The sequence below is a fragment of the Virgisporangium ochraceum genome (assembly GCF_016863655.1).
Classification (GTDB): Bacteria; Actinomycetota; Actinomycetes; order Mycobacteriales; family Micromonosporaceae; genus Virgisporangium; species Virgisporangium ochraceum.
This window is the reverse complement of record NZ_BOPH01000024.1, coordinates 1-13,179: the sequence shown is the minus strand read 5'-3', so window position 1 is coordinate 13,179 and position 13,179 is coordinate 1. Positions and strand designations below refer to the sequence as shown.

General features: G+C 73.0%; 11 protein-coding genes. 8 read left to right on the top strand and 3 right to left on the bottom strand.

Translation table 11 applies throughout. The features are described 5' to 3' along the window. The first annotated feature begins 221 nt into the window (after nucleotides 1–221). Nucleotides 222–1,898, top strand: coding sequence for a phenylacetic acid degradation protein PaaN (paaN, locus tag Voc01_RS10805; RefSeq protein ID WP_203927198.1), 1,677 nt, complete (start codon nucleotides 222–224; stop codon nucleotides 1,896–1,898). Nucleotides 1,899–1,951: 53 nt separating this feature from the next. On the opposite strand, the gene Voc01_RS10800 is transcribed toward paaN, so the two are convergent. Continuing rightward, complete coding sequence (locus Voc01_RS10800; RefSeq protein ID WP_203927197.1) at nucleotides 1,952–5,050, bottom strand: ATP-binding protein; 3,099 nt, start codon at nucleotides 5,048–5,050, stop codon at nucleotides 1,952–1,954. A 104-nt stretch (nucleotides 5,051–5,154) separates the two neighbouring features. On the opposite strand from Voc01_RS10800, the gene Voc01_RS10795 reads away from it, so the two are divergent. After that, nucleotides 5,155–5,922 (top strand): AfsR/SARP family transcriptional regulator, encoded by a 768-nt coding sequence (locus Voc01_RS10795; protein ID WP_203927196.1) that lies wholly within the window; start codon nucleotides 5,155–5,157, stop codon nucleotides 5,920–5,922. A 92-nt stretch (nucleotides 5,923–6,014) separates the two neighbouring features. Here the strand turns inward: Voc01_RS10795 and Voc01_RS10790 are convergent, their stop codons facing one another. Together Voc01_RS10790 and Voc01_RS10785 are read right to left on the bottom strand one after the other, a co-directional pair. Beyond that, on the bottom strand, nucleotides 6,015–7,364 hold the full coding sequence (locus Voc01_RS10790) for a ferredoxin reductase family protein (protein ID WP_203927195.1): 1,350 nt from the start codon (nucleotides 7,362–7,364) through the stop codon (nucleotides 6,015–6,017). 95 nt (nucleotides 7,365–7,459) lie between these two features. Then, a complete protein-coding gene (locus Voc01_RS10785) occupies nucleotides 7,460–7,891 on the bottom strand; it encodes a hypothetical protein (protein ID WP_203927194.1) in 432 nt (143 codons plus the stop codon). 138 nt (nucleotides 7,892–8,029) lie between these two features. On the opposite strand from Voc01_RS10785, the gene Voc01_RS10780 reads away from it, so the two are divergent. From Voc01_RS10780 to Voc01_RS10755, 6 genes are all read left to right on the top strand, one after another. Then, nucleotides 8,030–8,725, top strand: a complete 696-nt coding sequence (locus tag Voc01_RS10780; RefSeq protein ID WP_203927193.1) for an ATP-binding protein — start codon at nucleotides 8,030–8,032, stop codon at nucleotides 8,723–8,725. Continuing rightward, nucleotides 8,644–9,291: a helix-turn-helix transcriptional regulator gene (locus Voc01_RS52985; RefSeq protein WP_239160104.1), complete on the top strand. Its 648-nt coding sequence runs from the start codon at nucleotides 8,644–8,646 to the stop codon at nucleotides 9,289–9,291. The genes Voc01_RS10780 and Voc01_RS52985 overlap by 82 nt, the downstream gene beginning before the upstream one ends. A gap of 103 nt (nucleotides 9,292–9,394) precedes the next feature. Next, nucleotides 9,395–10,588: a hypothetical protein gene (locus Voc01_RS10770; protein ID WP_203927192.1), complete on the top strand. Its 1,194-nt coding sequence runs from the start codon at nucleotides 9,395–9,397 to the stop codon at nucleotides 10,586–10,588. Between the two features lie 26 nt (nucleotides 10,589–10,614). Beyond that, nucleotides 10,615–11,799, top strand: a complete 1,185-nt coding sequence (locus tag Voc01_RS10765; RefSeq protein ID WP_203927191.1) for an amidohydrolase — start codon at nucleotides 10,615–10,617, stop codon at nucleotides 11,797–11,799. Continuing rightward, entirely contained in the window at nucleotides 11,799–12,605 is an 807-nt protein-coding gene (locus Voc01_RS10760) for a cyclase family protein (RefSeq protein ID WP_203927190.1), read from the top strand. The genes Voc01_RS10765 and Voc01_RS10760 overlap by 1 nt, the downstream gene beginning before the upstream one ends. A 44-nt stretch (nucleotides 12,606–12,649) precedes the next feature. Continuing rightward, on the top strand, nucleotides 12,650–13,168 hold the full coding sequence (locus Voc01_RS10755) for a DUF1684 domain-containing protein (RefSeq protein ID WP_203927324.1): 519 nt from the start codon (nucleotides 12,650–12,652) through the stop codon (nucleotides 13,166–13,168). The last annotated feature ends 11 nt before the right edge of the window (nucleotides 13,169–13,179 follow it).

Below are 13,179 nucleotides of genomic sequence, written 5' to 3'. Positions count from 1 at the left end.
GCGTACGCGGGCCGGGTGTGTGTGGGCTGGGCGTACGCGGGCAGACCGCGTGTGGGCTGGCGCGCTCCGCGCAGGGCGGGACACGCCGGGACACGCCGGGACGGCCCGGTACCCGCGGGCGGTGATCCGTCGGCTTCTGAACGGCGTCGGGTGATCACGGCCGGACCTCTGGTAGACACGGGGTACCGAATCCCTCCCGCCAGAGGAGCCTGAGGAGTCTCATGACGACCCTTTCCCCGGCCGAGCTGTACGAGCGCCACCGCGACCTGCTCGACCGTGCCCGTACCGCACTCGACACCCGCGAGTACTGGAGCCCGTTCCCCGAGTCGCCGAGCAAGTCGGTCTACGGCGAGTCGGCCGCCGCCGACGGTGAGGCCGCGTTCCGCGCCCTGCTCGGAAAGCCCTTTCCCATCGAGGTGCCGGGTGCGACCGGCCAGGTGGGCACCGAGCGCTCGCCATACGGGCTCGACCTCGGCGTCAGCTACCCGCGGGCAGACCCCGAGGCGCTGCTCGCCGCCGCCGGGGCGGCCCTGCCGCAGTGGCGTGCCGTCGGCCCGCAGGGGCGTGCCGGGGTGGCCGTGGAGATCCTGCGCCGGATCAACGCGCGCAGCTTCGAGATGGCGCACGCCGTCCAGCACACGACCGGACAGGCGTTCGTGATGGCGTTCCAGGCCGGCGGCCCGCACGCACAGGACCGTGCGCTGGAGGCGACCGTCCAGGCGTTCACCGAGTCGGTCCGCATCCCCGGGGCGGCACGGTGGGAGAAGCCGCAGCGCGGCGGCGACCCGCTCGCGATGGACAAGACGTTCACCGTCGTGCCGCGTGGGGTGGCGTTGATGATCGGCTGCACCACGTTCCCGACGTGGAACGGCTACCCGGGCCTGTTCGCGAGCCTCGTCACCGGCAACCCGGTGATCGTCAAGCCGCACCCGGGTGCGGTACTGCCGCTGGCGATCAGCGTGCAGGTGGCCCGCGAGGTGCTGGCCGAGGCCGGCATCGACCCGAACGTGGTCACGCTCGCCGTCGAGGAACCGGGTGACGAGATCGCCAAGACCCTCGCGACCGACCCGCGGGTGCGGGTCATCGACTTCACCGGGTCGAGCGAGTTCGGCAACTGGCTGGAGCTCAACGCCCGGCAGGCCGTCGTGTACACGGAGAAGTCCGGGCTCAACACGGTGATCGTCGACTCCACCGACGACTACAAGGGCATGCTGCGCAACCTCGCGTTCTCCCTGTCCCTCTACAGTGGACAGATGTGCACGACGCCGCAGAACCTGCTGGTTCCGGCCGACGGCATCGAGACCGACGCGGGGCACCGGAGCCCGGAGGAGTTCGGCGCCGACCTGGCCGGCGCGCTCGGCAAGCTGCTCGGAGACCCGGCGCGGGCCGCCGGCACGCTCGGCGCGATCGTGAACGACGGTGTGCGGTCGCGCCTGGAGGAGGCGCCCTCGTACGGGACCGTCGTCCGCGCGTCCGAACCGGTCGACGACCCCGGCAACCCCGACGCGACCATCCGCACGCCGCTGGTGGTGCGCCTGTCGGCGTCGGACGAGAAGGTGTTCACGAGCGAGTGGTTCGGGCCGATCAGCTTCCTGGTCACCACGGCGTCGACTGAGGACAGTCTGCGCCTGTTCCGCGACACGGTACGCCGGCACGGCGCGCTCACCGCGTCGGTCTACTCCACCGAGGGCGCCGTGATCGAGGCGGCCCGGGAGGCGGCGCTCGACGCGGGAGTGCACCTCTCGGAGAACCTGACCGGCGGCGTCTTCGTCAACCAGACGGCCGCCTTCAGCGACCTGCACGGCACCGGGGCCAACCCGGCGGCGACCGCCGCGTACGCCGACGCCGCGTTCGTCACCGGTCGGTTCTTCGTGCTCCAGTCGCGCCGCCACGCGTAGGTTCCGCGCCGATGTCCCGCGGTCCCGGCCGGGACCGCGGGACATCGGCGTGGTCAGCCGGTCCACGCGACCGGCCGCGCCGGATCGGGTGTGTAGACGCACGTGGTGCCCGTCGTCACCGTGCGGTCCAGCAGGTCCGCCAGCGCCGGCTCGGCCTCGCGGATCTCGGTGACCGCCCGTTTGATCGCCTTGCTGACCGCGGTACGGGCCCGTTCGCCCGCGTCGGCGAACTGCCGGGTCCGCCCGCCGCGTCCCGTGCTCCGGCGCAGCTCGTCGAGCAGCGCGTCGAGCTCCTTGCGCAGGGACTCCGCGCCCTGGGCGTCGCCGGCGGCCTCGGCCGCGGTGGCCTGCCGGCCGAGCTCGGCGACCCGCCTGCGGTACTCGCCCCGGGCCCGCTCGTCGAGCACCGGCTGACCGACCCCGGCGAGCGTGTCGGCCGCGCCGGTGAGCTGCAGCGCGGAGATCGGCTGTCCCGGACTGGTCAGCAGCCGCGCCAGGTACCGCACGCCGACCCGGTCGGGCACCACGGCCCGCAGCGCGTCGGCGGTGAGGACCCACTGCCGCCCGGTGCGCACGATCGAGGCGACGGGCTCGGTGAGGCCGGCCAGCGTCTGGGCCCACCGGGCGGCGCGGCGGTCGAGTCCCATCGTCGTCGCCTCCGCGTGGGCGAACGTGAGGAGCTCGGCGGCGCGTACGCGGTCACCGGATGCGTTGCGGGCGACCAGAACCGCGGCCAGGTCGGCCGAGTTGACCGCCGTGAGCGGGCGGTTGCCGAGCAACCGGGTCGCGTCGACGGCGCGCTCGAACGCGGCGACCGCGCCGTCGAGGTCGCCGCGCGTGAGGTGGGTCAGGCCGAGAATCCGTTCCGCGGAGCCCAGACAGGTCACCGCGAGCGACGGCGTGAGCGGCAGCGCCGCGTACGGCTCGACCAGCTCCTCCACCTGCCGGGCGAGTGCGGCGTCGCCGATCCCGTGTGCGGCATCGGCCAGCGAGTACATCCCGACCAGCCACGTGCTCGACTGGGGCAGCGTGGCCAGCCCCGGCGCGGTCACCTGGTCGAGCATCGTGCGGGCACGGGCCAGGTCGCCCGCGCGGACGGCGAGACCGGCGGCCGTCGCCAGGAAGGAGAACTCGGCGGGGTTGAGCGTCGGTGACGCCGCGATCTCGATGGCGGTGTCGACCAGTTCGGCGTCGCGGCCCTGGATGAACCGGATCGTCAACAGGTGCGCGCCGTACACGCCGAGCGCGTCGGCGTCGCCGACCTCGTCACCGAGGCTCAGGCAGGCGCCCGCCCTGGCCTCGGCCTCGTCGAGCCGGCCGGCCCGGATCAGCAGCATCACCTCGATGGACTCGACGATGAACAGGATGCTGCGGCAGCCCAGCACGTCGCACCGCTCGCGCAGCTCCGCGAGCATCTGCGTGGCGCGCGGGTCGCCGAGATGGAACGCGTCGACGGTCCGCCAGCACAGGCCCACCAGCGCGAGCATGCCCGCGCCGGCGGCCGACGCGACCGCGATCTGTTCGTCGGCAAGGGCCGGGCGGGTGTGGGCGTGCGGTGGCGACAGCAACGCGTGGTGGCACAACGACAACGCCTCGGCCAACGCCACGCCGTCGCCGAGCCGCCGCGTCGCCGACAGCGCGTCGAGCGCCGGCGCGATCGGACCACCGCGGTACACGTCCTCGACGGCCAGCCGGGTCACCAGCCGTTGGCGCAGCACGGGTTCGGTCTCGGGCAGCCCGGCGAGGGCTCGGCGTTGCAGGCCGACGACCCGCTCCCAGTCCAGCCGCGAACGGTGCTCGTTCACCCACACCCCACCGATGCCCACCGCCGCCCGCGCCAGCGTCACCGGGTCGCGCTCGGCGTCCGCCGTGGTCGCGGTCCATTGGTACAGGCGCCGGGCCGCCGTCAACAGTCCACATTGGAGGACCGCGTCAGCGCGCTCGACGAGCAGCGGCGCGAGCGGGGACGCCAACCGCGCGGCCTCGTGCACCGCGCACGCCTGCCCGAGCAGTGCCGCCGCCTGCTCGTAGGCGGAGCCGGCCACCAGCGCGCGTGCGGCGTCGCGGCACGCGGTCACCGCATTCTCCGCGTCCTCGCGCGAACGGGACGCCGCGCCCAGGGCGTGGTGGGCGTAGCGGGCCAGCCGGTCCGACCGCGCGGACGCGGTGGCACGCAACGCGGCCGCGGCACGGGCGTGTGCGTCCACCCGGTCCTGGATCGGCAGCTGCTCGTGCAGTACCTCGCGGACCAGTTCGTGGCCGAACGCGAACCGCTCGACGTCCTCGACGTCGACCAGACCGGCGAGCGACGCCTCCGCCAGTGCCGCCCGCACGGCGGCGGCCGGCGCCCCGGCGACGGTGGCGACGTCGGCCACGGCGGGCCCGGCGCCGAGCACCGCCGCGAACCGCAGCACCCGGGCGGTGTCGGGGGCGAGGCCCGCCAACGCGCGGTCGATGACCGTGCGGATGCTCGTGTGTGCCGTACCGGCGCGGACGGCGTGGTGCAGGTGCAGCGGGTGCCCGCCGGTGAGCCGGTGCAGGGCACGGGTCTCGGCCGCGGCCGGCGCGTTGCCGCCACGGGACCGCAGGAACTCGGCCGTCTCGGTGACGTCGAACGGGCCCAGCGGCACGAACGTGGCGTCGCTGTCGGTCCACACCGGACGGTCCGCTATCCGACTGCTCAGAAGGAGCAGAACCGGTTGCCGCACCAGCGCGCGGGCCACGAAACGGGCGAGCAGCATCGCACCAGGATCGGCAGCATGCGCGTCATCGATCACAAGCAGGACCGGCGACCGGCCGCACGCCGACGCGATCAGATCGGCCACGGCGGAGAAGCGCGCGAACCGCTCCGGTCCGACGCCCGGACCCTGCGGATCGCTCGGGAGTTCGATCGCCGGATCGGCTCCCAGGCTGCTCAGCATGGGCTGCCACGGCCACAGCGGTGGCGCGCCACCGTCGGGCCAGCACGATCCCCAGGCGACGGCGAAGCCCGCCCGGTCGGCCCGGGTGACCACCTCGCGGCACAGCCGGGTCTTGCCGATCCCCGGTTCCCCGGTGACGACGACCACGCAGGAGTCGCCGTTGCGGACGACCAGCTGCGCGGTCTCCAGGACGGCGAGCTCCCGTGCCCGGCCGACGAACCCACCGATCACGTGACGAGTGTGCCATTCCGTGTCACGGCGAATGCCATCAATGTCACGCCTTTGACGGTGGGAGGGGATCCATGACGGAACTGTGTGTTCGACTGGTGGGGCCCGTGACGGTCCGGTGGAACGGCCGCGGCTACGCGGGACGGGATCTGGGCAGCCGCAAGGCCCGCACGCTGGTGGCGCTGCTCAGCGTGGAGCCGGGCCGGCTGGTGGGCATGGACCGCATCGTGGAGATGCTGTGGGGCGACCGGCCACCGCGTCGTCCACCCGCGAATGTGGCCACGTTGGTGAGCCGGCTGCGGTCGACGTTCGGCCCGACCATGATGGTGGGCGGCCGCAGCGGCTACCGGCTCGGCGACGACGTCACGACGGATCTCGATGAGTCGATGGAGATGCTGACGGCCGCGCGGGCCCGGCTCGCCGCCGGCTACCCGGCGCGGGCGCTGGCCGCGGCAACCGGTGCGCTGGAACTGGCCGGTGCGGCGCTGCGTCCGGACGGGTACCGGGGTGCCGGGGCCGTCGTGCTGGCCGACCAGCCCGACACCACCTGGGCCGAAACGGCGCGGGTCGCGCACCGCGAAGTGCTGCGGCGCGGTCGTCACACCGCCGCCGCGGCGGCCATCCAGGCCGGTGAGCACGCGACGGCGCTGGCGGCCGCGCGGGCGGGCGTCGTGGCGGACCCCCTCGACGAGACCGCGTGCCGGTTGCTGATGCGCGCCCATTGCGCGTTGGGTGAACCGGGACGCGCGTTGCGGGCGTACGAGCACCTGCGGGTGACACTGGCGCGCGAGCTCGGGTGCGACCCCGCCCGGACCACCCGTGACCTGCACCTGGCGGTCCTGCGAGACGAGCAGTGCCTGCGTCCGTCGGCGTGAGCTCTTCGGCTGTCGACCCGTTCCGCCGTGCTGGTCTGCTCCGGCCCGGTGGACTCAGGCGGAGCGGGACGCGGCGACGCAGGCGGCGGCGCCTATGCGAAGCCGAACTTCTCCGCGTGCACCTGCCGCTTCGGCACCCGCAGCGTCCGCAGCGTGCGCAGCACCGCGTTCGTCATCGCCGGCGGGCCGCACACGAACACGTCGCGGTGGGTGATGTCGGGGACCAGGTGCAGCAGGTTCGCCGGCTCGAAGGGCGTGTTGGGCGGCTGGCCGGCGCCGGTGCGACCGGTCAGCAGGTGCAGCCGCGCGCCGCGGGCCTGTGCCAGCGCCTGCAACTCGGGGAACAGCACGGCGTCGGCCGGCGTGGCCGCGCGGTAGAGCACCACGATGTTGCCGCCGCACTCCTCGAGCAGCGACCGGATCGGGGTGATGCCGACGCCGCCGGCGATCAGCAGCATCGCTTCGGAGTTGCGGTGCATCGCGGTGAACGCGCCGTACGGGCCCTCGGCGAACACCCGGTTCCCGACGCGCAGGTTGCGCAGCCCGGAGCTGGTCTTGCCCACGCCCTTCGCGGTCAGCCGGAGTGAGCGGCCGTTCGGCGCGGCCGACAGGGAGAAGGGGTTGGCCTGCCACCACCGGTTGTGGCCGGGGAAGCGCCAGATCATGAACTGACCGGCGCGGCCGGGGAACCTCTCCAGGTTGCGCCCGGTCACGTAGACCGAGACCACGTTGTCCGACTCCGGCACCACGGCGGCGACCCGGAACTGGTGGTAGAGGTTGCGGTAGACGGGCAGCACGACCCGACCCATCGCGAGCGACGTGAGCACCAGCGCCCACAGCGCCCACCAGTAGACGGTCGACCAGGTCGAGGTCTGGAAGGTCGCGGGTTCGAGGAACTGGTGGATGAGACCCAGGAGGAGCGCGGCGTAGAGCAGGAAGTGGATCGCGTGCCACGTCTCGTACGACATCTTCCGCCGCGCGTAGCGCACCGAGGAGATCGCGACGAACACGATGATCGTGGCGGCGGACATGCCCAGGATCGTCGCGGGGACCGACGCCAGTGCGAAGAACGTCCGCCACGGAGCGACGCCGTCGAGGGCGGCGTAGCCGAGGATCACGAACGTCGCGTGCGCCACCACGAACCACAGGAGGGTGAAGCCGACCCAGCGGTGCCAGACGGTGAGGCGGTCCATGCCGATGCGCCGGTCCAGGAACGGCAGGCGCGAGATCAGCAGCAACTGGAACATCATGATCAGGGCGACGTGCATGCCGAAGAACTTGGCGATCGTGAGGATCGTGTTCTTACCACCGTCGGACGTGGCGAACAGCGTCCACATGACCAGGAGGTTGACCGCGACGAAGGCCCACAGCACGCCCTGCGCGACCGTGGAAGGTGGAATCGCCGGTCTTGCCCCGGTGTAGGGCTGGGTCGTTGCGGTCATGGTCGCGCTCCTCGTTCACTGGCCGCCGTTGCAGTGGTTATACGGCAGCAGGTGGGCGACGGTTCGAACTGTCGCCCACCTGATACATGCGGGGCCTAGAAGGTCAGCCGGTAGTGGACGACGTACTTGGCGTCACCGCCGTCGTAGGTGAGCTCGCGTACCTGGTCGCCGCAGGTGACCTTGCGGCCGTCGATCGGGTGGTTGACCGGGAACCGGTCGAAGATCAGCCGGTTGGGCATGCCCGCGGCGCCGACGCCCTCGACCGGCTGTCCGAACACGGAGGCCGGCCGCGGCACGTTCTTGTCGCCCTCGGCGAACGGCACGCCGTCGTTGTCGTTGACAGGGTAGAAGTTGTTGTTGAACTTCAGGAACACGAAGTCGATTCCGCCGTCGTTCAGCAGGTTCTTCGCGGTCAGCGAGTCCATCCGGAACACGCAGTTGGCCGCCGCCGCGGCTGTCGCGGCGACGAGACCGGTGCTCGCGATCAGCCCGGCGAGCAGGGCGAGAAGACGCAGTCGGAGCGTCATGGTGACTCCTCTGTGGACGGTCGACCGCCGGAGCGGGGTCGAGGTGCGGACAGCGTCGGCGCGTACGACGGTCGGCCGACAGTCGGGAAATCCCCTATCCCGTTCCGGAGCCACCCTGACCGCCCCGACCGTCACCCGATGTCACTGGTTGGCCGTGACGCCGAGCTCGCCGCCCTCGACACCGCCGTTGACCGGTTCGTATCCGGCACGGGTGGGGCCGTGCTGATCACCGGTGAGCCCGGCATCGGCAAGACCGCGCTGCTGTCCGCGCTCGGCCGCAGGGCCCGCGCGGCGCGCTGTCGGGTACTGGACGGGCGTGCGACCGAGTTCGAGCGCGACGACCCGTACTCCGTGTTCCGGGAGCTGGTCGCGACGAACCCGTCGGTGGACCGGTTGTCCGTCCCGGACGCCGTGCGGTCCCGGCTGTCCGGCCTCGCGCCGGTCGTGCTCGCGCTCGACGACCTGCAGTGGGCCGACGCCGCGTCCGTCGACCTTCTCGGTTACCTGCTGCGGCATCCGCCGCGTGGCGCCGTGCTGATCGCGGGGGCGCTGCGCTCCGCGGGCTGCCCGCCGCGGCTGGCGGTCGCGCTGGCGAGCTGCCGGTGCACCGAACTCCGGCCGGCACCGCTGACCCGCGTCGAAACAGCGCGACTGCTCACCGGAGCCGATCCGGACCGGCTCGACGCCCTGCACGCCGACACCGGAGGAACCCCTTCTATCTCACGGTTCTCAGTCGGGCGGGCCAGACGCTGGTGCGGGCGGCGCTCGCCACCGGTGACCCGACGGCGGCCCTGGGGTGGCTGGAGCGGGCCCGGTCGAACGCGGCCGGGGTGACGTCGGCGGCAGGTACGGCCTACCTCCGGTCCGCGGAGGCGGCGGTGCTCCTCGACGGCGGAGCACCGGAGCGGGCCGCCGAGGTCGCCCACGCCTCGGCGACGGTGGCGGACGACGCGGGTCGTGCGGTGGAAGCGGTTCGCGCGCGGGTTCTCGCCAGACGGGCACTCGCGGCGGCGGGACGCCGCGCGGACGCGGTCACCGCGCTTCTGGGCGCCGAACGCGACGCGGCCGGCATGGGCGCGGACCGGTGCCGCGAACAGGCCGCCCGCGAACTGCGCCGGCTGGGCAGGCGGGCGCCGGCACACGGAGCGGCCGGAGCCGGGAATCCCCGCGGTGCGGCCGGGTCGGAGGACGCGGGCGGGAGGGGGACCCGCCGCGAACCGCTCAGCGTGCGCGAGCGCGAGGTGGCCGACCTCGTCGCGACCGGGCACACCAACCGGGAGATCGCGAGCCGGCTCGTCATCAGCGACAAGACCGTCGAGGCGCACGTGTCGCGGATCCTGCGCAAGCTGCGGGTGCCGTCGCGCGCCGCGGTGGGTCGGGTGCTGGCGACCGGTTCATGATTACGTCGATCTCCATCTATCGCTTGGCCATCGATGTTCGTTAGCGTGAAGACCACGGCCGGCGCGATCCGCCGCGCCGGCGACTCCACGGGGGAGGCGCCCGATGCCAGACCCGATCACCCGCCGGAAAGCCCTTTCCGGGCTCGCCGCGGGAGCCGTGACACTCATCGGAACCGCCGGTACGGCCCGGGCCGACGTCGGCTTCGACGACTCGCCCTGGGCCGGCTTCCCGGCCGGCGACGGCGCGGGCCGTGCCGCCGCGGCCGCGTTCGCCGGCTTCCGGGTCGTGCGGGCCGTGCCGGGAACGCCGTCGGTACCCGAGGTGACGCTGCCGGCGGGCTACACCCTGGTACCGGGCGCCACCTACAACGTCGCGAGCCGGGCGGAGTTCTACGCGTTCGTCACCGGTGAGCGGGACGACGCCGGAGTCACCGTCTCGGTGCGCTGGCCGGGTCAGCGGGTCGCGGCCGTGGTGGCGGGGGAGAACCGCCTCGTCCTGACGCCGGACCCCGACGACCCGGACCGGGTGTCGTTCCGGCTTCCGGTGTTCCGCGCGAGCGCCGGCGCCGACCAGGGAACGATCCAGGTGTGGAGCCACATCACCGGTGCCGCGACGGGCGGGTACCTGAAGTACGAGCACAACGACCCGGACCGTGTCGCCGGGCCGTGGACCACGGTGGCGTGGCCGGCGGGCGCCGTGCGCGCCAACACCACCTGGGTCCTGGCGACCCACGAGATCCTGCAGGACTCCGGGCTCGTGGCACGGGCACGGGAGCGGGGGCACTTCTTCGCGCTCATGGGCTTCGAGACCAACAACACGCTGCACGCCGACAACCCGCCGCACTGGCACATGTCGTACTACCCCGGACCGGACATGAGCGCTCCCAAGCAGACGGTCCCGCACTTCTGGATCAACAGCCGGGGCCAGGTCTTCTACAACGGCCAGGACAGGCAGGGCGAGGGGCGGACCCAGTACCGCGTCGACAACCCGGCGCCGATCCTCGACGCCGAGGGCGGGCTCGTCGTCACCACCACGATCCGCGCACACGGCGGCCTCGACGTCGAGACGCCGGAAGGCCTGCGGTACACGGTGTTCTCGCCGGACGGGGACTACACCGGTCCGGTGCAGATCCTCAAGGCCGGAAAGCTCTGGCGGTGGGCGGCGAGCGACGACGACGTGAAGGCCGGCATCCTGCGCACCGACGTGCGTGGCGCGGGTCGCGACCCGGTGCGGGACAGCGTCGAGTACCGCTACGACGCGCTGACCGGCTCGGTGCTGGGCACGAAGCGGTTCTGACGTCGCGGCGTGGCAGGCTTCCACGCATGTCCGAACTGCTGCTCGTCGGTGGCCGTCCGTGGGGCCACACAGGAACAGCCGACATCCACGTGAGCGACGGCGTGATCGTCGGGATCGGCGCGGGGACGGGGTCACCCGCCGCCGAGCGGATGGACGTGACCGGGAAGCTGGTGCTGCCCGGTCTCGTCGACGCCCACACGCACCTCGACAAGACGCTGTACGGCCGGGAGTGGGTACCGCACTCGGCCGGTGACACGCTCGGCGACCGCATCGGCAACGAGCGCCGCCGGCGCGGTGCGCTCGGCCTGCCCGACGTCGACGCGATGACCGCGCTCCTGGAGACGATGGTCGTCAACGGGACCACGCACGTGCGCACCCACACCGACATCGACCCCGAGGTGGGCACGACCCACGTCGACGCGGTGCGGGAGGCGGTCGGCCGCCTCGACGGACGCGTCGACGTCACCCAGGTGGCGTTCCCCCAGCACGGGCTGCTCACCAACCCGGGCACCGCGGACCTCCTGGAGCAAGCGCTTTCCCGGGGCGTCGAGGCGATCGGCGGCATCGACCCGGCGGGCGTCGACGGTGACCCGGTGCGCCACCTCGACATCGTGTTCGGGCTCGCCGGGCGCTACGGCGCGTTCGTCGACATCCACCTGCACGACGGAGGCACGCTCGGCGCCTGGGAGCTGGGGCTGATCGCCGAGCGCACCGCGGCGACCGGGCTGGGTGGCAGGGTCGCGGTGAGCCACGCCTACGCGCTCGGCCAGGTCGACGCGGCCCATCAGGCGCGGCTCGCCGACCGGTTGGCGGCGGCCGGCGTCACGATCACCACGGCCGCCGTCTACGACTTCCCGGTGCCGCCGGTCCGCATGCTCACGGAGGCCGGCGTGAACGTCGCCACCGGACACGACGGCATCCGTGACCTGTGGGGCCCCTACGGCACCGGTGACATGCTCGATCGTGCTCACCACGTCGCCTACCGCAGTCTCTTCCGCCGCGACGACGACATCGAGCTGGCGCTGCGGGCGGCGACCCACGGTGGCGCCGCCGCTCTCGGTCTGACCGGATACGGCCTCGCCGAGGGCGCGGCGGCCGACCTCGTCGTGGTCGACGCCGCGACGCCGGCGGCGGCCGTGGTGACCCGCCCGCCGCGTGACCTTGTGCTGAAAGCTGGACGCGTGGTCGCCCGGGCTGGAACGCTGACCTGATGTGCACCGGGACGTCACACCTGAGCCGGCGCGCCGCCCTGCTGGGCGGGGCCGCCGTGGCCACCACTGCCGCACTGGGGCTCGCTGACACCGAGCCCGCCGCCGCCTCGCGCGTCGCGAAGCACGGCCTCGAGGACCTCACGTACGAACTGACGACCACGTTCCCCGCGTTCTCGCCGGGCGAGGAGGCCGCGCGCCGGACGGTGGTCAACATCGATCCGGACGGGTACTACCTGCAGGAATGGCGCATCATCGAGCACATTGGCACGCACGTCGACGCGCCCGGCCACTTCGTCACCGGCGGCCGGCTCGCACCCGAGCTGCGGCCGTCGGAGCTGATCGTGCCCGCCGTGGTCGTCGACGTCTCGGGACGCGCGCGCCGCGACCCGGACACGACGGTGACCGTCGACGACCTCCGCGCGTTCGAACGGCGGCACGGAACCATCCCGCGCGACGCCGCGGTACTCATGTACTCCGGGTGGGGCGCGAAGGTGGGCAACGCCGACGCGTACCGCGGCACCGACGCCTCCGGAACCCTGCACTTCCCGGGGTTCAGCGTCGACGCGGTCGAGTACCTGGTGCGGCGGCGGGCGATCCGCGCCATCGGGGTCGACACGCTGAGCACCGACCCCGGCATCTCGACCGGGTTCGAGGTGCACCACGTCCTCGGCGGCGCCGACCGGTACGGGCTGGAGAACCTGGCCAACCTGCACCGCATCCCGCCGACCGGCGCGCGTATCACGGTCGGGCTCATCCCGTACCAGGAGGGCTCGGGCGGCCAGGCGCGGGTGTTCGCGTCCTGGTGAACGAGCTCCTGTCGCTGGCGGACTTCCGGGCCCGTACGGCCGCCATGTACCTGTCCGATGTGGACATACACGGGTTCCGCGCGGCCCGGGACGAGCTGTTCCGCACCCATCCGCAGTCGGCGGCTCCGGGACCGCTGAAGTACCTTCCGCCGTCGGACGAGTTCGTCGCGGAGGTGCCGGTACGCCCCGCCGACGGTCACATCGACGTCGACACGGGCGGACCCGACGGCGTGCTGCGGTACGAGCGGGTCGGCATCCTCGACACGCCGTGGGGGCAGCTGACCCTGTGGTGGTTCCGCGCCTACGGCGGCGGGCTGTTCCTGCCGTTCCGCGACGGCACGTGCGGGAACGGGTCGTACGGCGGCGGGCGGTACCTGACCGACACGGTGAAGGGGACGCACGGTCGGGGTCTGGTGCCGCTCGACGACGGCCGTGTGCGGGTGGACTTCAACTACGCGTACAACCCGTCGTGCGCGTACGACGCGCGGTGGGCGTGCCCGCTGGCGCCGCCGGAGAACCGCGTGACGGCGGAGATCCGCGCGGGCGAGCTGGCGTACGACTGAGAAGGGGACCC

Bases quoted from the DNA above. Each gene is read 5' to 3' on its own strand.
- Voc01_RS10770 (WP_203927192.1), top strand. From the start codon at position 9,395: ATGCCAGACCCGATCACCCGCCGGAAAGCCCTTTCCGGGCTCGCCGCG.
- Voc01_RS10765 (WP_203927191.1), top strand. From the start codon at position 10,615: ATGTCCGAACTGCTGCTCGTCGGTGGCCGTCCGTGGGGCCACACAGGA.
- Voc01_RS10760 (WP_203927190.1), top strand. From the start codon at position 11,799: ATGTGCACCGGGACGTCACACCTGAGCCGGCGCGCCGCCCTGCTGGGC.
- Voc01_RS10790 (WP_203927195.1), bottom strand. From the start codon at position 7,364: ATGACCGCAACGACCCAGCCCTACACCGGGGCAAGACCGGCGATTCCA.
- paaN (WP_203927198.1), top strand. From the start codon at position 222: ATGACGACCCTTTCCCCGGCCGAGCTGTACGAGCGCCACCGCGACCTG.
- Voc01_RS10780 (WP_203927193.1), top strand. From the start codon at position 8,030: ATGTCACTGGTTGGCCGTGACGCCGAGCTCGCCGCCCTCGACACCGCC.
- Voc01_RS10755 (WP_203927324.1), top strand. From the start codon at position 12,650: ATGTACCTGTCCGATGTGGACATACACGGGTTCCGCGCGGCCCGGGAC.
- Voc01_RS10785 (WP_203927194.1), bottom strand. From the start codon at position 7,891: ATGACGCTCCGACTGCGTCTTCTCGCCCTGCTCGCCGGGCTGATCGCG.